The organism is Dactylosporangium sp. NPDC050588, from assembly GCF_040654975.1.
Lineage (GTDB): Bacteria > Actinomycetota > Actinomycetes > Mycobacteriales > Micromonosporaceae > Dactylosporangium > Dactylosporangium maewongense.
In genome coordinates this window covers 1-20,395 of record NZ_JBFAJA010000022.1, presented here as the reverse complement: position 1 = coordinate 20,395, position 20,395 = coordinate 1, and the positions used below count along the sequence as shown (strand labels likewise).

Below are 20,395 nucleotides of genomic sequence, written 5' to 3'. Positions count from 1 at the left end.
GCCGAGTATTGAGTGCATGCAGCGGCCCGAGAACGACGACGACCGGTTCGTCAGCTTCATGCATGCCAGCGCGGCCCGGCTGTACCGGGTCGCGTTCCTGCTCGCCGGGGGCGCCGCGCAGGCGGAGGAGCTGACCCAGCAGGCCCTCGTGCGCACGTACACCGCCTGGTCCCGCGTCGCCGGCGACGACGCCTACGGCTACGCCCGCCGGATCCTGGTGAACCTGCACAACGACTGGTGGCGGAGGCGGTTGCTGCGGGAGCGGCCGACGCCGGACGTGCCGGAGCCCCGCCGCGCGGAACAGGACCCGGCCGACGGGGTGGTCGTCAGGGACGGCGTGGCCCGGGCCCTGCAGACGCTGTCGCGGCGGGAGCGGGCGGTGATCGTCTGCCGCTACTACCTGGACCTCACCGAGCAGCAGACCGCCGACGAGCTCGGCGTGGCCCTCGGCACCGTCAAGAGCACCAACGCGCGGGCACTGCGCAAGCTGCGGATCGCGGCAGACGAGACGACGTACGAGATGAAGGAGGCGCGGTGATGCGCAGCATCGAGGAGCTCCGCCGGGCGATGCGCGACGAGACCGCCGACCTCGCGCCCCGGGTGACGTTCGCCCAGGTCCGGCAGCGGGCCCGCCGGCGCCGCTTCACCGGACTGTTCACGTTCGCGGCCGCTGTACTGGTGTCCGTCGCCGCGACGATGACCGCCCTGGCGGGCGCGCCGGCCGGACCCGCCCCGCTGCCCGCGCCCTCGCTGAGCGCCGCCGCGGCGGCACCGACGCAGCTCGCCGGCGACACCGAGCTGCGGGGCACCGGGCCGGTGGTGCGCACCGGCGTCGCCTACGGCACCGGCGAGGAGCTCGTCCTGCGCTACAGCGGCGACGACATGAACGGCCTGTACTCGGCGCTGCACGACCCGGCCAAGGGGACGTACCGCAGGCTCGGCGGCGGCATCACCGTGCCGCGGGACGGCGGGTTCTCCACGATCCTGGAGCTCGACGACCGGCACGGCGGCATCGTCGACTACGGCGTGGTCCGCGGCGCCGACCTCCGGGTCGAGCTCACCGCGGACGGGCAGCGCGCGCAGGCGAGCACCGCCGGGCTGCCCGGGATGCCGGACGCGACGATCTTCTGGGTCCGGCGCGCCGGGGTCGCGGTCCAGCCGACCGGCGCGGTCGGCGGGCCCTCACCGGATCTCGGGTTCACCGCCCGCGACGCCGCCGGGACCGTCGTCGCCACCGGCGGCCAGGTCCAGCGCAGCGACGGCGAGGTCGTCATCGCCGACACCTCCGTCCAGATCGGTGACCTCATGCGGACCGGTGTGACGCTCGCCGACGGCGGCCGGCTCGTGCTGTGGTTCAGCGGCGACGCGCGCGGCGCCGGCCTCGTCGCCGGCAGCGACCACGGCACCGGCGCCCCCACCGAGGTGCGCGGCCTCGGCCGCTTCGCCCGCCCGCCGTTCGACATCGGCTTCTACGGCGGCCGCCACGAGTTCGACGAGGCCGGCGGCACCAAGGTCGTCGTGGCCGTCTACGTCGGCCCGGCCGCGGCGGTGACCCTGGGCGCGCCCGGGGCGACGGGCCGCGGCTCCGCGCGCTGGAGCGCCCACCCGCAGCTGCGCGTCGCGTGGGTCGACGGGGTCCCGGCGGGGGACGGGTGGAAGGTCAACGGCGTCGCCACCGACGCGCAGGGGGCGGTCGTCGCCGCCTACGACGGCCGGTGACGGCGCCGGCGGGGTGTGCGATCGTGCCCGCATGGATATCCGGGTCATCCGGTCAGGCACGGTGCACACCCACGCCGTCGAGGAGCTGCCGGCGCTCGCCGCCGACGACAGCGGCGACGGGCTGCTGTGGGTGGACTGCCGTCGGCGCTCGGCATGAACCTCATCGTCAGCGACCACACGCGGTGGCCACACCTGATCGCGGTCCTCGTCATCATGGTCGTCATGTCCGGCACCCTGCTCGGCTGGGCCAAACGGCAGGGCTGGTTCTAGAGGATGCGGGCGAGGAAGGCGTCGAGCTTGCCGCGGGTCCGCTCGACCTTCTCGTCCACCGAGAGCGTCTCTCTCGGCCCGCCGGCGTCCGGGGTGCGCAGCCCGCGCACGTAGAGCGAGCAGGCCAGGTCGCTGCAGATGTACGAGCCGACCGAGTCGCCCTTGCGGCCCGCCTCGCCCGCGCGGCGGCCGGTCATCAGCGACACCCCGTTGCCCGGGTGGGTGGTCAGGCACAGCGAGCACATGTTGCGGTGCAGGAAGCCGCGCTGCTGGGCCGCGATGCGCAGCGTGACGCCGACGAGGGCGTCGCCGCCGCCCGGCGCGACCAGGTAGGCACGGTCCAGCGCGCCCGGGTCGCGCCAGCCGAGGAAGTCGAGGTCGGGCCAGGGCCGGTCGGCCAGGTCTCGGGGGAGTGCGATGCGTTTCGCCTCGCCCTTGGAGCAGTTGACGAACGACGCGCGGATGTCGGTCTCGGTCAGTGGTCTCACGCAGCCGACGGTACCGACGCCTAATGACCCTAGGCAACTGACTATTGTGGCTAGGATGAGACGCGCAGGGCTCACCACCGACCTCGTGACCCGGGCCGCCGCGGACCTCGCCGACGAGGCCGGGCTCGACGGCGTGACCGTGTCGGCGGTCGCGCGGCACTTCGGGGTCAAGGACGCCAGCCTCTACTCGCACGTGCGCGGGCTGCGGGACCTGCGCTCGCGGGTGGCGCTCCTGGCCGCGGCGGAGTTCGCCGACCTGCTCGGCCCGGCGGTCGCCGGCAGGTCCGGCCGGGACGCGCTCGTCGCGTTCGCCGACGCCTACCGCGGCTACGCCCGCGCCCACCCGGGTCGCTACGCGGCGCTGCAGGCGCCGGTCGACCCGGCGGCGGACGTCTCGGCCGCGCGGAAGGGGATCGAGCTGACCTACGGGATGCTGCGCGGCTACGGCCTGGAGGAGCCCGACGCCACCGACGCCGTGCGCCTGCTGCGCAGCACCCTGCACGGCTTCGTCGACCTGGAGGCCCGCGGCGGCTTCAACGACCCGCGCGACGTCGACGCGTCCTGGCGCCGCACCGTCGCCGCGCTGCACGTCCTGCTGATCCACTGGCGGGAAGCGCTCTCAGAATGAATGAGCAGCTCAAGGCGCTGTTTGAGAGCGCTCTCAGAAGTTGACCATTGACATTGGTCAGATCGATTGCCCAAAATCACCAGGGACCCCAGGAAGCCGCCCACTTCTGATCGGAGTCCCACCCGATGCGCCTTACCCGAGGCCGACCCTTGTTCACCGGCGCCGCCGCACTCGCGCTCGTCGCCTCCGCCGTCACCTTCGTCGCCCTGCAGAGCGCCGCCGCCGACACGCTCGGCTCCGGCAGCTACGCCACCACCCGCCCCGCCGGTCAGGCACCGCCCGCCGGCTGCGGCTCGATCGGCACCAACCCGCGCCAGTGGGTCACCGCCAACGCCCCAGCCGGCGCCGTCCCCACCAACGACTGGTGGTCGTCGCTGCTGTTCAAGAAGTTCAACTGCAGCTACTCCGAGCCGCTCAACGCGCACCCGATGGCCTTCAAGCCCGCCAACAACGGGCTCGGCGTCAGCTACACCACCGACGCCGCGATCTCCGGCACCGCCACCGGCGTCGGGGAGTACCACTACCCGTACACGACCGACTTCACCCTCGGCGTGGCCGGCCTCAACTCCCCGGACACCAAGGTCGACGGCTGGACCGACTGGACGGTGACGCCCTACTGGTCCGACGGCGCCCGCACCCTGCGCGCCACGATCGGCCACGGTTTGCCCTTCGTCTACGCCCGCACCAGCGGCGGCAGCGCCCAGCTGACCTTCGGCGGCCCGCCCGCCGTGTGGAGCAACAGCGGCGCCCGGATCGGCTTCACCGTCCGCGGCCACGACTTCGTCGCCTACGCGCCGACCGGGGCCACCTGGACCGTCAGCGGCAGCACCATCACCTCGACCCTCGCCGGCAAGGACTACTACTCGGTGGCGCTGCTGCCGACGACCACGTCCACCCCGGCGGCCGACCGGACGGCGCTTGCCAACACGTACGGCACCTACGCGCACAACCACGTGACCGGCACGCGGGTCAGCTGGGCGTACAACGCCGGCACGAGCACGGTCAACGCGACCTACGCGTTCACCACCACCGCCCGCGAGGGCAGCGGCAGCGGCACCGTCGTGTCGCTCTACCCGCACCAGTGGAAGAACCTCACCGGCGCCACGCCCATCGCGCAGACCTACGTCTCGGCGCGCGGCCCGATGAAGACGCTCACCGGCGTCTCGTCGTTCACCACCGGCACGAAGTACCAGGGTGTCCTGCCCGAGATCCCCGCGGTCGCCGACAGCAGCGGGGCCGACCTGGCCACGCTCGGCGGCTACCTCGACCAGGCCGCCTCCGGCGACCCCCTGGCCGGCTTCGGCGACGACACCTACTGGACCGGCAAGGGCGTCGGCCGCGCCGCCCGCCTCGCCGAGATCGCCGACCAGCTCGGCCGCACCGCCCAGCGCGACGCACTGCTCAGCGCGATCCGCACCCGCCTCACCAACTGGTTCACCGCCAGCCCCGGCGAGGCGACCCGGCTGTTCGTCTACGACGCCAACTGGGGCACGCTGATCGGCTACCCCGCGTCGTACGGCTCCGACAGCGAGCTCAACGACCACCACTTCCACTACGGCTACTACATCGCCGCGGCCGCGACCCTGGCGAAGTTCGACCCGGCGTGGGCGGCGAGCAACGCCTACGGCAGCATGGTCAACCTGCTCATCCGGGACGCCAACAACCCCGACCGCAACGACACGATGTTCCCGTTCCTGCGGGACTTCGACATCTACGCGGGCCACGACTGGGCCTCCGGGCACGGTGCGTTCGGCGCCGGCAACAACCAGGAGTCGTCCTCGGAGGGCATGAACTTCGCCAACGCCCTCATCCAGTGGGGCCAGGCGACCGGCAACACCGCCGTCCGCGACGCCGGCCTGTACATCTACACGACCCAGGCGCAGGCGATCCAGGAGTACTGGTTCGACTCGTCCAACCAGAACTTCCCGTCGACGTTCGCGCACAACACCGTCGGCATGGTCTGGGGCGACGGCGGCGCGTACGCCACCTGGTTCTCCGCCGAGCCGGAGATGATCCAGGGCATCAACATGCTGCCCATCACCGGCGGCTCGCTGTACATGGGCTACAAGCCGGCCTACAACAGCGTCAACTGGAACGAGATGGTCACCAACAACGGCGGCCCGCCGACCGTCTGGCAGGACGTGCTGTGGTCCTTCCAGGCCCTCGGCAACGGCGACACCGCGCTGGCGAACTTCCGGGCCAACTCCGGCTACACCCCGGAGGAGGGCGAGAGCAAGGCGCACACGTTCCACTGGCTGCGCAACCTCGCCGCGCTCGGCCAGGTCGACACGTCGGTCACCGCCAACACGCCGCTCTACGCGGTGTTCACCAAGAACGGCGCGAAGACCTACGTGGCGTCGAACCTGACCGGCTCGCCGCTCACCGTGACGTTCTCCGACGGCCGGACGCTGACCGTGCCCGCCGGCAAGACCGCCACGACCGGTGCGTTCACGTGGGTCGGCGGCGGCGGGACCAGCAACCCGCCGACGTCGCAGCCGCCGACGTCCAACCCGCCGTCGTCCCAGCCGCCCTCCTCGCAGCCGCCGTCGTCCCAGCCGCCGGTCGGGTCGAACCTGTTCTACCTGCGCAGCGGGCCGGCGCTCAACACGACCGCCGGGACCGCCGCGGGCACCCAGACGGTCAGCGCCGCCAACGGCAACTACGACGGCACGCCGCACAACCCGGTGACCTACACCAAGTGCGGCATCACCGGCAGCACGAACGGCCAGGCGACCGCGTTCACGCTGTACGTCGACGCCGGGAACACCGTCGGGCAGGGCATCCAGGTCCGGGTGTCGTACGACCTCACCAACAACGGCAGCTACGAGCGGGTGGAGACGTACCGCTACTTCGCCACCGACCCGGTGCCGGGGACGGAGACGTACACGCAGGCGGTGGGCCTGGCGTCCTCCTCCGGCAGCCTCGGCGCGATGAGCAACGGCTGTGTCCGCATGGAGGTCTGGAACGCGATCGGCAACGCCGCGACCACGGTCCGGATCGACGCTTCCGCCGCCAACGGCAACCAGTCGACGCTGCGGATCCCGTACACCGTGTGAGTTCTTCCTGAAAGCGGCGGGCCGGCACGAGTCAGTGCCGGCCCGCCATGTTGCAGGCTGACCGGCACCGCTGCTGGGGTTCACGCATCTGCAGTTGTCGTCGCTGCCGTCGTTGCTGCTGTTGCTGTTGCCGTGGTTCAGGAGGCGGCGATCCCGGCCGGGCCGTCCTGGACCACGGTCGCCTGGGCGAACGCCGAGTCCAGCTGGGCGCGCAGCGCGTCGAGCTGTCAGATCCCTTTGTATGTCGGTGGTTCGCGAAGTGTTCCTTGCGATGCACCAAACACTACGGAGCCGCTGACCTCGCCGAATCACGGAAACGTGCCAGCGCCTCGGGCCGCTCCTCGACGGGCGCCTGACCCTGGCCCAGCACCGCCAGGACCGTGCCGAGCTTCTCCCGCAGCGTCGGGTCGAGGTGCAGCAGGACGTACAGCAGCGCCCACGCCAACCCGATCACCTTCGCCCAGTCGTGCACCGCCCCGGAGAAGCTGAGCCACGGCTGCGCCGCGTAGACCGCCGCGAGCGGCAGCCCGGCGAACAGCGCGACCCGCAGGACCTCCGCCGCGACCGCCCGCCGGCTGCGCCGCACCGGTGCCGTCACCGCGGCCGGCGCGACCCGTCGCAGCCTGCCCAGCTCGCCGGTGGCGAGGGCGCCGGCGTTGTGCCGCAGCACCTCCTCGACCCGCCGCCACGCGTCGGCGGACGCGGGCGCGGCGACGAGGAACTTCAACTGCCGCACCGCCCTGGCCGCACCCCGCCCGCCGTCGGCGAGCTGCCGGTGCGTATCCGGGTCGACGAGCCCGAACGACGCCGGAAGGTCGTGCTCGACGGCGTACGCGATCCGCTCCAGCCGCTCCACCCAGAACCGCCGCCATTGCAGGTCGTTGCGCCGCCCGTGCTGCCGCAGCTCGCCGAGCATCGCGAGGGTCTCCGCCAGCGCGACGGCCCGCGGCGTGCCCCGCCGGTGCCGGCGCATCGCCCACGCCGCGACGAGCCGGCACGCGGCCGCCACGGCGAGCCGGACGGTGCCCATCGCCGCGACGGCGCCGAGCGTGGCACCGGCGACCGCCGTCCAGCCGTCGTGGCCCCGGTACAGCACCGTCCCGGCCAGCGCGAACCCGGCGATCAGCGGCACCGCCCGGGTGAGGACGACGCGGCGGTCGTCGGCCCGGGTGAAGCGGAACAGGATCCGGTTCAGCATCAGGTACGCCGCCGCCGCGGCGACAGCACCGACGACCCTGCTGTCCGCGGCCGAGGAGAGGACGAGGAACGCGGCCGCGGTCGCCAGGTAGCCGGCGGTGAGCCGGGCCACGATGTTGACCCGGTTCCACAGCAACGTGGCGGTCTCGACGTCCAGGGCGTAACTGTCGAGGATGGACCGCGCGGCATGGTCGGCCGCGGGGACCGAGGCGTCCAGTGTGGACAGCAGCGGGACGGTGCCGGTCCGCCAGGCGGCGAGGGCGGCCCGGTCCCCGCCGCGCATGCGCCGCCGGACCATCCACAATGGACCGCCGGTGCGCCACCAGAGCGCGCGGCGCCGGGCGCGCAGCCGCGGTGGTGCGGTCGCCGCCGGTCCGATCGCGTCCAGCGCGAGGGCCCACAGCCGGTACTGCTCGAAGAGCGTCGACTCCTGCTCCCGGACGGGGAACGTGGCACGGACGGCCGGCGCCGTCGCCTCCAGGAGCTCGACCGCCGTCCTCGGGCGGCCCAGCCAGGCGAGCGCGGCGACCTGCCCGTCGACCACGTCGATGTCGTCGGGGTCCGCCGCCACGACGTCGTCGAGGCGGGCGAGGGTCTCCTCCTCGCGGTCGTCGAGGAACAGCCGCACCGCAAGCTCCTTGACGAGCTGCGGATCCTGCCCGCCGGTGGCGAGCACGTCGATCGCGGCCGGCTGACCCGCCCGCGCCTCGGCCCGCTGGGCCCGGTCCAGGACGCCGGCGGCGTGGGCGGCCGCGTCCATGAGCTCCGCGGCGGGGACGCTCGCCAGCGGGCCCAGCACCTCCTCGACGGACAGCGGCGCCCAGGCCGCGACGACCTCCTCGTCGCGGCGGTGCAGCCGGCGCCGCAGGGCCGGCAGCGGGCCACCGGTCCGCCACCACAGGAGCCGGTGCGGGTCCTCCGCGTCGAAGGCGCCGCACGCGGCGGCCGGCAGCCCGGCCTCGTGGTATGCCCGCGCCACGACCCGCCGCAGCGCCCGGGCGCGCGCGGTCTCGGCCGGCAGGCTGTCGGCGAACCGCACCGCCTCCGGCAGCCGGCGCATCCTGATGAGCAGCGTGCACTGGCGGACCAGCACCTGGATCGGGCTGGGGTCGACGGTGAGCCTGCGGTACAGCGCGAGCGCCGGCCCGGGCCGGTCGAGCCGCTCGGCGACCAGCGCGGCGCGGCGCAGCAGCAGCGGGTGCGTGGAGTCGCGGCGCAGCGCCTCGGCGAGGGCGGCCGCGGCCTCGGCCCGCCGGCCGCCGTCGAGGTGCGCGGTGGCGGCGCCGCAGGCGGCGAGCGCGTCGCGGTCCTGTGCCGTGCCGTTCACGATCCGGGTCAGCAGCGCGCACATGTCCACCGCGGCGCGGGCGGGCGGCCCGGCCGCCTCGACGAGCCCGGCGAGGACGCGCTCCTCCTCGCGCCGCCGCCGCCGGAACTTCAGCAGGCCGCCGGTGCGCTCCCAGTGGCTGCGGAGACCGGCCGGGTGGGTGTCGACCGCCAGCACCGGCAGGTTCATCGCCTCGTACGTCTCCGCGCGCAGCGCCCGGCGGGGCGCGGTGCCGAGCACGGCGAGGGCCTGGACGAACCGTCCGTGGTCGCGCAGGGCGATGGTGCGGTCGGTGATCACGGCCTCGTCGTCGGGGGCGACCCGGTGGGCCTCGGCGAGCAGGGCGAGCGCGCAGCCGTCCCAGCCGATCGCGAACTGCGCCGCGGCGAGCGCGCGCAGCAGATCGGGGTCTGAGGGGCCCGTGATCAGGGCCTCCGCCAGCAGGTGGGCGGCATCGGCGTGGTCGCCGGCAACAGAGCAGAGCTCCGCCGCTTCAAGGACCGCTGCCGGTCCAGTGCTCGACATGGCGGTAAGCATCGAGGGTCGCACGTGTTCAACGCGAGCGGTTCACCTGAAGTATCGAAATATCCGACCATCCGGTGAATGTTTCACGGCCGTCCAGCGTCGATACGTCCTCCGGTCGCCGGTTCGTTGCCATGCGCCGCTCACACACCGTGCAATCCAGGGCAGTGAATGCCTTCTGGAGAGAGGTTCCATGAATCGACGACGAAGACTGGCGCTCTGGCTCGCCGCGGCGGTCGCCGGAACGGGCACGGTGGTCATCGCGGCGGACCCGGCGGCCGCGCACGGCGCGATGATGGTGCCCGGCAGCCGGACGTATCTGTGCTGGAAGGACGGCCTGAACGCCACCGGCGCGATCCAGCCGAAGAACCCGGCGTGCGCGGCGGCGGTCGCGCAGAGCGGGCCGAACTCGCTCTACAACTGGTTCGCGATGCTGCGCTCCGACGGGGCCGGCCGCACGAGCGGGTTCATCCCCGACGGGAAGCTGTGCAGCGGCGCCGCGACCGTCTACGACTTCTCCGGCTTCGACCTGAACCGGTCCGACTGGCCGCTGACCCACCTCACTTCAGGCTCCACAATGGAGTTCGACTACAGTAACTGGGCTGCGCACCCGGGCACGTTCTCGTTGTACGTCACCAAGGACGGCTTCGACCCGACGCGGCAGTTCAACTGGTCGGACCTGGAGTCCACGCCGTTCCTGCAGGCGACCAACCCGGCGCAGGTCGGCTCGCCCGGCACCAACGACGGGCACTACTACTGGACGGGGCGCCTGCCGTCCAACAAGTCGGGCCGGCACATCATCTACTCGGTGTGGTCCCGCTCCGACAGCACCGAGACGTTCTACGGCTGCTCCGACGTCATGTTCGACGGCGGCAACGGCGAGGTGACCGGCGTCGGCACCACCGGCCCCGGCCCGTCGGGCTCGGCTTCGGCCTCCACATCGGCGTCGCCGAAACCGCCCACGTCCAGCGGGCCGCCGCCGGGCGGCAACGCCGGGTGCACCGCCACGTACCAGGTGACCAACAGCTGGCAGGGCGGCTTCCAGGCCGACGTCAAGGTGACCAACTCCGGCACCGCACCGGTCAACGGCTGGCGCGTCGGGTGGAGCTGGACCGGCGGGCAGCAGGTGAGCCAGGGCTGGAACGCGACGGTGACCCAGTCGGGCGCCGCCGTCACGGCGACCAACGTGAGCTGGAACGGCACCGTCCCGGCGGGTGGCAGCACCAGCTTCGGCATGCTGGTGAACGGCGCCACGGGCAGCGCACCGCAGCTCAGCTGCAGCGCCAATGGGCAGAACCCGCCGCCCACGTCGCCGTCGGCCTCGGCGTCGGTCTCGCCGTCGGCGTCCACGTCGTCGGGTCCGCCGCCCGCCGGCTGCACCGGCGCCGCCTTCTGCGACGGCTTCGAGAGCCAGACCAGCGGCGGGGTGTCCGGCGCGTGGAGTGTCTCCAACGCCAACTGCTCCGGCACCGGCACGGCCACCGTCGACACCGCCGTCGTGCACAGCGGCAGCAAGTCGGTCCGCATCGACGGGAAGGCGGGCTACTGCAACCACGTCTACGTGCGGCCCACCAAGGATCTCAGCGGGCTGGGCTCGGTGTGGTACGGGCGGATGTACGTCCGGCACACGACGGCTCTGCCGGCCGCGCACGTGGCGTTCGCGGCGCTGAAGGACAACGCCGACGGGGGCAAGGACCTGCGCCTCGGCGGGCAGAACAGCGCCCTGCAGTGGAACCGTGAGTCCGACGACGCGACCCTGCCGGCGCAGAGCCCGTCGGGTGTCGCGCAGAGCCGTCCGCTGCCGACCGGGCAGTGGAACTGCGTGGAGTTCATGGTCGACGGCCGCGGGCTGCTCACGACGTGGCTCAACGGCACCGCCGTGCCCGGCCTGCAGGTCGACGGGGTGCCGACCGCCGACATCGACCAGCAGTGGCTGTCGAAGGCGTGGGCGCCGCGGGTCAGCGACCTGCGGCTCGGCTGGGAGAGCTACGGCGTCGGCGACGACACCCTCTGGTTCGACGACGTGGCCGTCGGCGCGTCCAGGATCGGCTGCCTGAGCGCATAGCTGGGCCGCAGCGCGGCGGGGATCCCGGGGCGCCCGAAGAACCAGCCCTGACCGTAGTGGACCCCGAGGCCGGCGAGCGCGAGCGCGTCGGCCTCGGTCTCCACCCCCTCCGCGACGACGGTGGCGCCGCACCCGGCGGCCAGGTCGACCAGCGACCGGGTGAGCACGCGCAGCACCTGGTCGGTGCCGACGCCGGTGACGATGCTGCGGTCGAGCTTGATGACGTCGGGCTGGGTCAGCACGATGTGCCGCAGCGACGAGAACCCGGCACCGACGTCGTCGACGGCGAGCCGCATCCCGCCGCCGCGCAGCGGGGCGAGCGCCCGCTTCAGCAGGTCGTAGTCCTCGACCGGCTGGTGCTCCGACAGCTCCAGCACGATCCGGTCCAGCGGCAGGCGGCCCAGCAGGTCCATGCACTGCGGCGTCAGCAGCGTCCCCGGTGAGATGTTCATGGCGACGTACCCGGGCACGCCGTCCAGGTGCTCCGCCGCCTTCCGCAGCGCGAGGACCTCCAGCCGGTCGCCGACGCCGATCTCGTGCGCCTCGGCGAAACACACGTCCGGCGGGCGGTGCCACGCCTGCGGGAAGCGGCTCAACGCCTCCGCCCCGATCCGCCGGCCCGTCGCCACGTCCACGATCGGCTGCAGCACGACCTGCGGCCCGCCCGCCTCGATGACCGGCCCGAGCCGGCCGCCGATCTCCGCGTGCAGCTCGCGCCGGCGGAAGTCCGGCTCGATGATCACCGCGGCCGCCTGCGACAGCACCTCCATCAGCGCCTTGTCACGCTTCGACAGCTGCTTGTCGGCCCCGAACCCGGCCGCGCAGAACGTGCCGTAGACCGTGCCGTCGCTGAGCACCACCGGCACCGACACGTAGCTGCGCAGGCGGGGCATCCTCGCCGCCGGCAGCTTCATCGCCTCCGGGAACTTGGTGACGTCCGGGATCACCGCCGGCAGCCGGCCGTGCATGATGCTCTGGCAGAACGAGTTGGCCCTGGGGCGGGTCGTGCCGTCGCGGAACAGCATCGGCAGCGCCGACTCCACGACCTCCAGGTGCTGGGTCGTCTCGTCCAGGCGGGTCATGAACGCCAGGCTCAGCCCGAGCGCCTCGCGGGCGGTCTTGAGCAGCTCGGCGATCTGCCGGGCGGACTCGGAGCGGGCTCGTGCCATGTCCTGCACCGTCGGCGGCCGCCTCGGGGTCCTGAGTTTCTGTGGTGCAGGGCACGGTGCGGTTTGGTGACAGAGTGTCGATCGCTTTCCTGACGCCGGACGCCGAACCGGATCCCTACCGTCATGCGGGACACCGATGCAGATGAGGGAATCATGGGACTTTTCAAGCAGTTCAAGGACATGCGTAACGTCGCCGCCGCCGCGCCGGGCATGGTCGCCCAGGCCCAGCAGACCAGCGCCGCCGCGCAGGCCTACGCGGCCCAGCAGCAGGCCGCCTACGGCATGCAGGGCTACGGCGCCGCCAACGCCTACGGTGCCCCGGTCGCGACCGGCATCGCCGCCGACGACCCGCGGCTCGCGCCGATCGCCGGCGTCGACCTGGTGATGTACGCCCGCATCTCGAAGGCCGCCTCGCAGGAGGGCCTCAACGCCGACGGCGTGGCCCTGAAGGCGCAGTCCTTCGGCGTGCCCGCTGCCTCGTGGGACGAGGCCGCGGCCGGCTGGCCGGCCCGTATGCGTGGCGACACCCAGCTCGCCGTGCACTACGGCAACCTGTTCGGTCAGGTCTGACCCCCGTGGGCCTCTTCGGTGACCTGCGCCGGCTGAACCAGCAGGCGCGGGCGATCGACGCGACCTACGACCCGGCCGCCCAGATGCGCGCCGGCATGGCGCAGATGCAGCAGGCCCAGCTCAGCATGCAGGCGCAGACCGCGAACCTGGAGCTGGAGCAGATCGGTGCGCCCGGCGCGGCGACGATCCTCGGGCTGGTCGACACCGGCACGCGGATCAACATGGTGCCGCTGGTGCGCCTGAACCTGCTGGTCGAGCACGCCGGCAAGCCGCCCTACCCGGTGACCGTCGAGACGATGCTGCCGTTGCACGCGTCGGCGCAGGCGGGGATCGGGCAGCGGGTGTCCGTGAAGGTCGACCCGTCACGCGCGGAGCGGGTGCTGGTCCGCTGGGGTCTGCCCGTCTGATTCCGCTGTTCCGCCGGTGTACCGGTTGTGCCGTTCCACCGGCGTTCCTGGTTTCGCTGTTCCGCCGGCGTTGCCTGGTTGCGCCGTTTCGCCGGCGATGTTGGTTTGCGCTGTTCCGCCGGTGTACCGGGTGCGCTGTTCGCTGTTTGCGCTGGTGCTGGTGTACCGCTTTTGCTTGTGTACCGCTCTTGCTTGTGTACCGCTGGGCCCCCGGCACGCCGGCCGGGGGCTGCTCAGCGTCCGCCTCTGCGGCCGACCCTGGTCTGCGCGGAGAACGCCGCGGCGCCGGACGGCCGTGCGGTCGCCGCGGTGCCGCCGGTCTTCGGGGCGCCGCCGCCGGACGCGGCCTGCGCCTCCCGCTGGCCCTCCCGCTGTCCTTCGCGGTGGGTGGCGGGGCGCCGTCCGCGCCGGCGACCGCTGCCCGCGTCACCGGCCTCGCCCCCGGCGCGGCGTGCCGTGGTGTCACCGCCCCGGGATGCCGTGGCCTCCCCGCTGCGGCGTCCGGTGCCGTCTCCGGCGCGGCGTGCCGTGGTGTCCCCACCCCGGGTCGCCGTGGCTTCCCCGCTCCGGCGTGCCGTCGCTTCCTCGCCGCCGCGGGCCTTCGGCTCGCCGCCGCGCGCGCTCCCGCCCCGGCGTCCGGTCCGGCCGGGGCCTTCCGCGGCGGGCGCGGTGCTGCGGCGGGTGGGGGAGGCGGGGGCTGTGATCGTACCGGCGACGCTTGGGCTTGTGGCACTTTCTGCCGCGCTGCCCGCTCCACGGCGGCGACCCGAGCGGCGGCGACCCGAGCCGCGCGGGGTGTCGGTGCCGTCCTCGGCCCTGGCGCGACCCTGCTGCCGCGGGACGGCGACCGGCTCGGCGGGAGGCTCGTGGAACGTGCGCACGCCCGGGGCCAGCTCGGTCAGCAGCGAGTCGCCGGGGCGCAGCCTGGTGATCGTCGGCTTGATCCCGGCCTCGCGGGCCAGCTGCCGCACGTCACCGGTCTGCTTGTCGGTCATCAGCGTGACCACGGTGCCGCTGGCACCCGCCCGGGCCGTGCGGCCCGACCGGTGCAGGTAGGCCTTGTGCTCCGCCGGCGGGTCGGCGTGGATGACCAGCGCGACGTCGTCGACGTGGATGCCCCGCGCGGCGATGTCGGTCGCGACCAGCGTGCGGGCGCTGCCGTCGGAGAACGCGGTCAGGTTCCGGTCGCGGGCGTTCTGCGCCAGGTTGCCGTGCAGCTCCACGGCCGGCACACCCGCGGCGACCAGCTTGCGCGCCAGGGTCTTCGCGCCGCGCTTCGTGCGCGTGAACACCACGGTCCGCCCGGGCGCGGCGGTCAGCTCGACCAGCACCGGGAACCGGTCCTCGTCCCGCAGGTGCAGCACGTGATGGGTCATGTCCACCGGCGGCGCCGCCACCGGGTCGACACTGTGCGTCACCGGGTCGCTCAGGTACCGGCGGACGAGCACGTCGACGCCGGCGTCGAGCGTCGCCGAGAACAGCAGGCGCTGCGCGTCGGCGGGCGTCGCGTCCAGCAGCCGGCGGACCACCGGCAGGAAGCCCAGGTCGGCCATGTGGTCGGCCTCGTCCAGGACGGTGACCTCGATGTCGTCGAGGCGCGCGTGACCGGACCGCACGTGGTCGTCGAGCCGCCCGGGGCAGGCGACGAGCACGTCGACCCCGGCGCGCAACGCGGCGATCTGCGGGTTGGCCCCCACGCCGCCGAACACGACCTGCGTGCGCAGCGACAGCGCCTGCGCGAGCGGGGCCATCGCGGCCTCGACCTGCGTCGCGAGCTCTCTGGTCGGCACGAGCACCAGCGCCCGGGGGCGTCCGGGGCGTCGTGGTGCCCGGCTCGCGGCGAGCCGGATCAGCACCGGCAGCACGAACGCATACGTCTTCCCGGAGCCGGTGCGACCCCGCCCGAGCACGTCACGACCGGCGATCGCGTCCGGCAGCGTGGCCGTCTGGATCGGGAACGGCTCAGTCACGCCGCTGGCGGCGAGCGCGGCGACGAGCGGTGCTGGGACGCCGAGATCGGCGAAGGTCGCCGACGAGGATGCAGGGATGAGGCGGCGGACCGCCATGAAGTCTCCGAACGTCTGAGGGGTCGTCCTGCCCGGCGCTGACGGTGGTGTCGCGGCGCGGGGGCCGACGGTGCGGACCCATCGTACCCGAGACGATCACCTGGTTTGCGGCTCGGACGGTCCGGGTAGCTGCCAATCCATGGCAGACGTCGATGTCCGGACCGCGGCCACCTATGCGCGGAAGGCGCCCGATGAGCGTCCGCTGCGGGGGTACGCCACCGTCATGGCCGTCTTCGGCGCCGCCGTCGCCACGGCCGCCGGTGTTGCCAAACTCACGGGAAAGCGGCTCCCCGAGCGCCCTGCCCCGACCGACGTGGCCCTGCTGGCCGTCGCCACCCACAAGCTGTCCCGGCTCATCACCAAGGACGCCGTCACCAGCCCGCTGCGCGCCTCCGTCACCAAGTTCGAGAGCGCCGCGGGCTCCGCGGAGGTCAACGAGACCCCCCGCGGCCACGGCGTCCAGCACGCCCTCGGCGAGCTCCTGACCTGCCCGTTCTGTACTGCGGTCTGGGTCGCGTCAGGCCTCGGCGCCGGCCTCGTGTTCGCCCCCCGCGCGACCCGCTTCGGCATGGCCGTGGCGTCCGCGATCGCCGGCGCCGACTTCCTGCACCTGGCCTACTCCGCCGCGAAGAAGACGGCCGGCTGACCTCCGCTCACTGCTTGGTGGAGTCCCCGCCCCCGGTGTGCTGCTGCGCGGCGTCGACGGCCTTCTCGATGTGCTCCGTGTGCTTGCCGCCGGTCTTGTCGTCGACGATGTCGCCCACCTTCTCCAGCGCGGCGTCAACCTTGTCGTCGTGCTGGTCGGCGAGGTCCTTCACCCTATCGAAGAAGCTGTTCATCGCTTGTCCCCCTTGTCCGTTTCCGTGCTGTTCCCGTACTCGTGCCACTGTGCCACGATCATGCCCGACCGCCCTCCCCAGGTCACCCGTCCGGCGCGGTTCACCGCTTCCACCCGGCTCCACCCGGCCGTCTCGTCGTGCTGGCCCGCCGCGCTGGCTCGACGTGCTGCCTCGTCGTGCTAGCCCAACGCGCTGGCTCGATCTGCTGCCTCGTCGTGCTGGCCCAGCGCGCTGCCTTGACCTGCTGGTTCGACCTCTCAGCCCGGCGCGCTGCCTCGACGTGCTGGCTCGACGTTCTAGCTCGTCGTGCTGGCCCGACGTGCTGCCTCGACGTGCTGCCTCGTCGTGCTGGCCCGACGTGCTGCCTCGTCGTGCTGGTTCGACCTGCTGCCTCGACGTGCTGCCTCGTCGTGTTGGCCCAGCGCGCTGCCTCGACCTGCTGGCCCGACGTGCTGCCTCGACGTGCTGCCTCGACGTGCTGCCTCGACGTGCTGCCTCGTCGTGCTGGCCCAGCGCGCTGCCTCGACCCGCTAGCCTGACGCGCTGGCTCGACGCGCTGCCTCGACCTGCCAGACCGACGTGCTGGCCCAGCGTGCTGCGTCGACGTGCTGGCCCGGCGTGCTGGCCCGGCGGCGTGCGAGACGATGACGTTTGTCCCACCCCCATCGGGACCTAGTGAGGCCGCGTCGTCATCCAAGGCCGCAGCGCCACGCCGGTCGCCTCCTCCACCGCCGCCCGCATCTCCTTCGGGTCGTGATGCGCCGGCAGGTCTTCCATCACCACCTGCACCGCCCCGGTCACCGCCCCGACGAAAGCCCCGACCAACGCCCCCGCCTTGACCCGGTCCAGCTGCTCCGGGAACGCCTCGGCCAGATGCGCCGCGATCTGCTGCTGGGCGTCCAGCTGGATCTGCAGCGCCCGCCCCCGCACCGCCGGCACCTCCCGGATCAGCCGCAGCCGTAACGCCGCCAGCCGGTCGGTCAGGTCGTCGCTGTCGACGCCGGTCAGATACAGGGCGCGGATCAGCACCTCGACCGGCGAGTCCTCCGGGTCGCGGGCGGCTATCGCGTCGACCGTCGCCTGGACCCGGCGGTCGCTCTCGGGGAACAGCAGCTCCTCCTTGCTCGCGAAGTAGCTGAAGAACGTGCGCGTGCCGATGTCCGCCGCCGCGGCGATGTCGGCCACGGTCGTGCGCTCATAACCGTCCCGCTCGAACAGCTCGGTCGCGGCGTCGACGAGGGACTGCCGGACTCGGGCGCGTTTGCGGTCACGCAAGCTCATGCCGACATCGTACCGCATCAACTGCCGACTCGCACTCATTGCAATTCTGCACTGGATGCAGCTATCGTGGTGGCATGACTCCTCCCACCGTCCTCATCTCTGGCGCAGGCGTGGCCGGCCCGACACTCGCCCACTTCCTGGCCCGCGGCGGGTTCCGGCCCACGATCGTCGAGCGCGCGAGCGGCCTGCGCTCCAGCGGCAATCCGGTCGACGTGCGAGGCCCGGCACTGCCCGTGGCCGAGGAGCTGGGCATCATGCCCCAGCTGCGGGCCGCCGCCACCCACGCCACCTCGATGCTCGTCATCGACGCCAAGGGCCGCCCGGCCGGCCGCATCCCCATGCCGAGCTCCAAGAGCGCGGCGGGCAACAGTGAGGTCGAGCTTCCCCGAGGCGACCTCGCCAAGATCCTGCAGGAGGCCGCCCGCGGCGACGCCGAGCTGCTCTGGGACGACACCATCACGTCGGTGTCACAGGACACGAGCGGCGTCGACGTCACGTTCGAGCGGGCCGCGCCGCGTCGCTTCGATCTCCTCGTCGGCGCCGACGGCCTGCACTCCGCGGTGCGCCGGCTCGTCTTCGGTCCCGAGCGCGAGTTCGTGCGGCACATGGGCGTCTGGGTGGCGACGATGCCACTGGACGAGCCGGCCGACCATCCGCGCGACGTGCTGATGCACAACACGCCCGGCAGGCTCGTGTCGATCCATCCGTCCACGGGCCGGCCGATGGTCGCGTTCATCTTCCGCGGTCCGATGGTCGACGGCTTCGACCACCGCGACACCGCCCAGCACAAGCGCATCGTCACGGACGCCTATGCGGGCGCCGGCTGGCGGGTCCCCGAGCTCCTCGCCAGGCTGCAGGCGACACCCGACCTCTATTTCGACTCCGTCAGCCAGGTCCGCCTGCCGTCCTGGTCACAGGGGCGGGTGACGCTGCTCGGCGACGCGGCGTCCTGTGTCTCCTTGTTCGGCGACGGCTCGAGCCTCGCCATGGCAGGCGCGCACACCCTCGCGACCGCACTCGCGGCGAGTCCGTCCGACCATGCGTCGGCGTTCATGGTGTACGAGGCAGCTCACCGCACCCGCACCGACGCCAAGCAGCGCGCCGCCGGCCTCGCCGCGACGATGCTGATCCCGAAGACGCGGCTCGGGATCGCCACCCGCAACGTAGCCGCCCGCGTCCTGCTCTCGCGCGCCTGATCAACCGGCGGGCGGCCGCCGGCCGGCCCGCCAGACTTCGACCCGATCGATCTCACCACTGCTCTTGGAGGTGTCAGGTGCGCATCGCGGCGATCGTGTCGGCGGCTGCGAGCATCTGGGCGGCCACCGGCTGGAGGCCGACCTGGACCAGGACGAGGCCCGTCGAGACGCGTTCGACGACACCCCACTCCCAGATCGCCCTCTCGTCGAGGCCGGTGCGGGCCGCGAGCCAGCGCGAGCGGTCACGGGGGTCGGCCGCCATCAGCTCCACCGGGTCTTCGCGCATGATGACACCGAGGTCGTATTCCGCCTCGACGAGCAACCCGTCAGGGTCGACGAGGCGGAAGCCGTCGGGGGCGCGCAGCGTGTTCCACTCGTGGACGTCGCCGTGGACGAGGACAGCCCGTTCGTCGTCGTGGGCGGCGACGCGACGCTCGGCGCAGGCGAGTGCGTGCGCGACGGTGCGTTCGGCGCAGGGCCGGTCCAGCCGCTCCCACGCCCCGGTGATGAAAGGTCGTGAGCCACGCGCCTTTCGCAGCCCCGGTCGGCAGCCCGGCGTCCGGTGCCGGCCGCCACACCCGGCTCGCGACGTCGCAGAGGATCTCGTGGCGCGTGGTGACCGGCAACCCCAGCTCGAAGAGGCTCGGGCCGAGCTTCTCCAGCAGCAGTGCGTCCCGGGCGACGTCGTGCCGCAGCAGCCGCGCGCACCCGTCGCCGTCCGCGAGCCGCAGCACCGTCACCTCGTTGGCCGCGGCGTTGCCCGCGCGCGGCACGATCAGCTTCAGGACCGCGGGCGTGCCGTCGGTCATGGTGGCGTCGGCGACGAAGGCCTCGGTGGCGTCGGTGTACACCCGCCCGACGCGGATGGCCCAGTCCGCCTCGATGTCGGCGACCAGCTCGGGCAGCCGCCGCAGCCAGTCGTGCGCGCCGGCAGCTTCCGCCTTCGCCCGGACCGTCGCCGGCAACGCCTCGTCGACCCACCTCGGCGGCCTGTTGTCCGTGCTTGTCACGATCCGGTCCTTCCTGTGCCGTCCGCACCTGGCACCACCGGCATCAGTCGCTGACCGCCGTCGGTCACGGCCGGTGTCGCGGCGGCGGGCGCGGCTCCGGCCGGCCCGTCCGTGCCGGCCGCCTGAGCTGCTCCGCCGACGCGGCCCGGCCGCTGCGATCCGTCCGGGACGGGAGGTGCCTCCATCGGTCGGAGCCTGCCCGCCGCCCGGGCCGCGGGCAACCGCAATACGGTGCCGCCGTGACGAGGGCCCAGCGCTCGGCACGAGCTGCTCGAACGGCAGTTCCTGGTGTGCGTACGGGGTGGCACGGTCAGGTGGTGGCTCGCAGGACGAACCCGCCGCCGTCGCGGTTGCCGATGGTCAGGGTGCCGCCGGCGGAGTCGACGCGTTCGCGGAGGCCGGCGAGGCCGTGGCCCGGCGAGTCGAGGTCCGCGTGGCCGGCCCGGTCCCGGGCGGCAGCGGCCCGGGTGGAGGCGTCCGCCGCGGTCGCCCCCGCGGCGGCCGCGCGGCGGGTGGGGCCGCGGCCGTCGTGGCTGTTCTCGTCGGCGTTGTGCTCCAGGCGGATCCAGCCATGTTTGGCGTCGC

Annotated in this window: 17 protein-coding genes and 3 pseudogenes; 11 read left to right on the top strand and 9 right to left on the bottom strand. The window is 73.2% G+C overall.

The window, feature by feature from the left end; genetic code table 11:
- The first annotated feature begins 16 nt into the window (after positions 1-16).
- Genes AB0I21_RS17165 through AB0I21_RS17155 form a run of 3 tightly spaced genes read left to right on the top strand, consistent with a single transcriptional unit; the run spans position 17 to position 1,876 of the window.
- A complete protein-coding gene (locus tag AB0I21_RS17165; protein ID WP_360562093.1) occupies positions 17-538 on the top strand; it encodes a SigE family RNA polymerase sigma factor in 522 nt (173 codons plus the stop codon).
- Positions 535-1,719 carry a hypothetical protein gene (locus tag AB0I21_RS17160; protein WP_360562091.1) on the top strand — a complete coding sequence of 395 codons (1,185 nt, stop codon included), beginning with the start codon at positions 535-537 and terminating at the stop codon, positions 1,717-1,719. The genes AB0I21_RS17165 and AB0I21_RS17160 overlap by 4 nt, the downstream gene beginning before the upstream one ends.
- Before the next feature lie 31 nt (positions 1,720-1,750).
- A complete protein-coding gene (locus AB0I21_RS17155; RefSeq protein WP_360562089.1) occupies positions 1,751-1,876 on the top strand; it encodes a hypothetical protein in 126 nt (41 codons plus the stop codon).
- A gap of 109 nt (positions 1,877-1,985) precedes the next feature.
- Here AB0I21_RS17155 and AB0I21_RS17150 read toward each other — a convergent pair whose 3' ends face one another.
- Positions 1,986-2,477 carry an FBP domain-containing protein gene (locus AB0I21_RS17150; RefSeq protein WP_344504285.1) on the bottom strand — a complete coding sequence of 164 codons (492 nt, stop codon included), beginning with the start codon at positions 2,475-2,477 and terminating at the stop codon, positions 1,986-1,988.
- A 55-nt stretch (positions 2,478-2,532) separates the two neighbouring features.
- On the opposite strand from AB0I21_RS17150, the gene AB0I21_RS17145 reads away from it, so the two are divergent.
- Together AB0I21_RS17145 and AB0I21_RS17140 are read left to right on the top strand one after the other, a co-directional pair.
- Positions 2,533-3,105: a WHG domain-containing protein gene (locus tag AB0I21_RS17145; RefSeq protein ID WP_360562086.1), complete on the top strand. Its 573-nt coding sequence runs from the start codon at positions 2,533-2,535 to the stop codon at positions 3,103-3,105.
- Between the two features lie 125 nt (positions 3,106-3,230).
- Positions 3,231-6,161, top strand: a complete 2,931-nt coding sequence (locus tag AB0I21_RS17140; RefSeq protein WP_360562084.1) for a glycosyl hydrolase — start codon at positions 3,231-3,233, stop codon at positions 6,159-6,161.
- A 283-nt stretch (positions 6,162-6,444) separates the two neighbouring features.
- Here AB0I21_RS17140 and AB0I21_RS17135 read toward each other — a convergent pair whose 3' ends face one another.
- On the bottom strand, positions 6,445-9,210 hold the full coding sequence (locus tag AB0I21_RS17135) for a hypothetical protein (protein ID WP_360562082.1): 2,766 nt from the start codon (positions 9,208-9,210) through the stop codon (positions 6,445-6,447).
- 190 nt (positions 9,211-9,400) lie between these two features.
- Here AB0I21_RS17135 and AB0I21_RS17130 point away from each other — a divergent pair.
- Positions 9,401-10,495, top strand: a pseudogene (locus AB0I21_RS17130) (lytic polysaccharide monooxygenase); the annotation flags it as partial.
- 138 nt (positions 10,496-10,633) lie between these two features.
- Positions 10,634-11,272, top strand: coding sequence for a hypothetical protein (locus tag AB0I21_RS17125; RefSeq protein WP_360562243.1), 639 nt, complete (start codon positions 10,634-10,636; stop codon positions 11,270-11,272).
- Here AB0I21_RS17125 and AB0I21_RS17120 read toward each other — a convergent pair.
- Positions 11,194-12,441, bottom strand: a complete 1,248-nt coding sequence (locus tag AB0I21_RS17120; RefSeq protein WP_360562080.1) for an EAL domain-containing protein — start codon at positions 12,439-12,441, stop codon at positions 11,194-11,196. The genes AB0I21_RS17125 and AB0I21_RS17120 overlap by 79 nt on opposite strands.
- Positions 12,442-12,594: 153 nt before the next feature.
- Between AB0I21_RS17120 and AB0I21_RS17115 the strand changes: the two genes are divergently transcribed.
- Complete coding sequence (locus AB0I21_RS17115; protein ID WP_360562079.1) at positions 12,595-13,011, top strand: hypothetical protein; 417 nt, start codon at positions 12,595-12,597, stop codon at positions 13,009-13,011.
- A 5-nt stretch (positions 13,012-13,016) separates the two neighbouring features.
- Positions 13,017-13,418 carry a hypothetical protein gene (locus AB0I21_RS17110; RefSeq protein ID WP_360562077.1) on the top strand — a complete coding sequence of 134 codons (402 nt, stop codon included), beginning with the start codon at positions 13,017-13,019 and terminating at the stop codon, positions 13,416-13,418.
- Between the two features lie 875 nt (positions 13,419-14,293).
- On the opposite strand, the pseudogene AB0I21_RS17105 reads toward AB0I21_RS17110, so the two are convergent.
- A pseudogene (locus AB0I21_RS17105) lies at positions 14,294-15,484 on the bottom strand (DEAD/DEAH box helicase); the annotation flags it as partial.
- Between the two features lie 139 nt (positions 15,485-15,623).
- On the opposite strand from AB0I21_RS17105, the gene AB0I21_RS17100 reads away from it, so the two are divergent.
- A complete protein-coding gene (locus AB0I21_RS17100; RefSeq protein WP_360562076.1) occupies positions 15,624-16,130 on the top strand; it encodes a DUF1360 domain-containing protein in 507 nt (168 codons plus the stop codon).
- A gap of 7 nt (positions 16,131-16,137) precedes the next feature.
- Here the strand turns inward: AB0I21_RS17100 and AB0I21_RS17095 are convergent, their stop codons facing one another.
- Both AB0I21_RS17095 and AB0I21_RS17090 read right to left on the bottom strand, forming a co-directional pair.
- Positions 16,138-16,323, bottom strand: a complete 186-nt coding sequence (locus AB0I21_RS17095; RefSeq protein ID WP_344504295.1) for an antitoxin — start codon at positions 16,321-16,323, stop codon at positions 16,138-16,140.
- Positions 16,324-16,995: 672 nt separating this feature from the next.
- A complete protein-coding gene (locus tag AB0I21_RS17090) occupies positions 16,996-17,604 on the bottom strand; it encodes a TetR/AcrR family transcriptional regulator (protein WP_360562074.1) in 609 nt (202 codons plus the stop codon).
- 74 nt (positions 17,605-17,678) lie between these two features.
- Here AB0I21_RS17090 and AB0I21_RS17085 point away from each other — a divergent pair, with 74 nt between their 5' ends.
- Complete coding sequence (locus AB0I21_RS17085; RefSeq protein ID WP_360562072.1) at positions 17,679-18,800, top strand: FAD-dependent monooxygenase; 1,122 nt, start codon at positions 17,679-17,681, stop codon at positions 18,798-18,800.
- A gap of 73 nt (positions 18,801-18,873) precedes the next feature.
- On the opposite strand, the gene AB0I21_RS17080 is transcribed toward AB0I21_RS17085, so the two are convergent.
- The 3 genes and pseudogenes from AB0I21_RS17080 to AB0I21_RS17070 form a co-directional block, all read right to left on the bottom strand.
- Entirely contained in the window at positions 18,874-19,122 is a 249-nt protein-coding gene (locus AB0I21_RS17080) for a hypothetical protein (protein ID WP_360562070.1), read from the bottom strand.
- A 4-nt stretch (positions 19,123-19,126) separates the two neighbouring features.
- On the bottom strand, positions 19,127-19,810 hold the full coding sequence (locus tag AB0I21_RS17075) for an aminoglycoside phosphotransferase family protein (protein ID WP_360562068.1): 684 nt from the start codon (positions 19,808-19,810) through the stop codon (positions 19,127-19,129).
- 310 nt (positions 19,811-20,120) lie between these two features.
- Positions 20,121-20,395 (bottom strand): annotated as a pseudogene (locus tag AB0I21_RS17070) (hypothetical protein); the annotation flags it as partial.

What these genes read in the sequence shown, in the direction of transcription:
- AB0I21_RS17090 (WP_360562074.1), bottom strand. Translation starts at nt 17,604, where the DNA reads ATGAGCTTGCGTGACCGCAAACGCGCCCGAGTCCGGCAGTCCCTCGTC.
- AB0I21_RS17100 (WP_360562076.1), top strand. Translation starts at nt 15,624, where the DNA reads ATGGCAGACGTCGATGTCCGGACCGCGGCCACCTATGCGCGGAAGGCG.
- AB0I21_RS17165 (WP_360562093.1), top strand. Translation starts at nt 17, where the DNA reads ATGCAGCGGCCCGAGAACGACGACGACCGGTTCGTCAGCTTCATGCAT.
- AB0I21_RS17155 (WP_360562089.1), top strand. Translation starts at nt 1,751, where the DNA reads ATGGATATCCGGGTCATCCGGTCAGGCACGGTGCACACCCACGCCGTC.
- AB0I21_RS17085 (WP_360562072.1), top strand. Translation starts at nt 17,679, where the DNA reads ATGACTCCTCCCACCGTCCTCATCTCTGGCGCAGGCGTGGCCGGCCCG.
- AB0I21_RS17115 (WP_360562079.1), top strand. Translation starts at nt 12,595, where the DNA reads ATGGGACTTTTCAAGCAGTTCAAGGACATGCGTAACGTCGCCGCCGCC.
- AB0I21_RS17095 (WP_344504295.1), bottom strand. Translation starts at nt 16,323, where the DNA reads ATGAACAGCTTCTTCGATAGGGTGAAGGACCTCGCCGACCAGCACGAC.
- AB0I21_RS17145 (WP_360562086.1), top strand. Translation starts at nt 2,533, where the DNA reads ATGAGACGCGCAGGGCTCACCACCGACCTCGTGACCCGGGCCGCCGCG.
- AB0I21_RS17135 (WP_360562082.1), bottom strand. Translation starts at nt 9,210, where the DNA reads ATGTCGAGCACTGGACCGGCAGCGGTCCTTGAAGCGGCGGAGCTCTGC.
- AB0I21_RS17120 (WP_360562080.1), bottom strand. Translation starts at nt 12,441, where the DNA reads ATGGCACGAGCCCGCTCCGAGTCCGCCCGGCAGATCGCCGAGCTGCTC.
- AB0I21_RS17140 (WP_360562084.1), top strand. Translation starts at nt 3,231, where the DNA reads ATGCGCCTTACCCGAGGCCGACCCTTGTTCACCGGCGCCGCCGCACTC.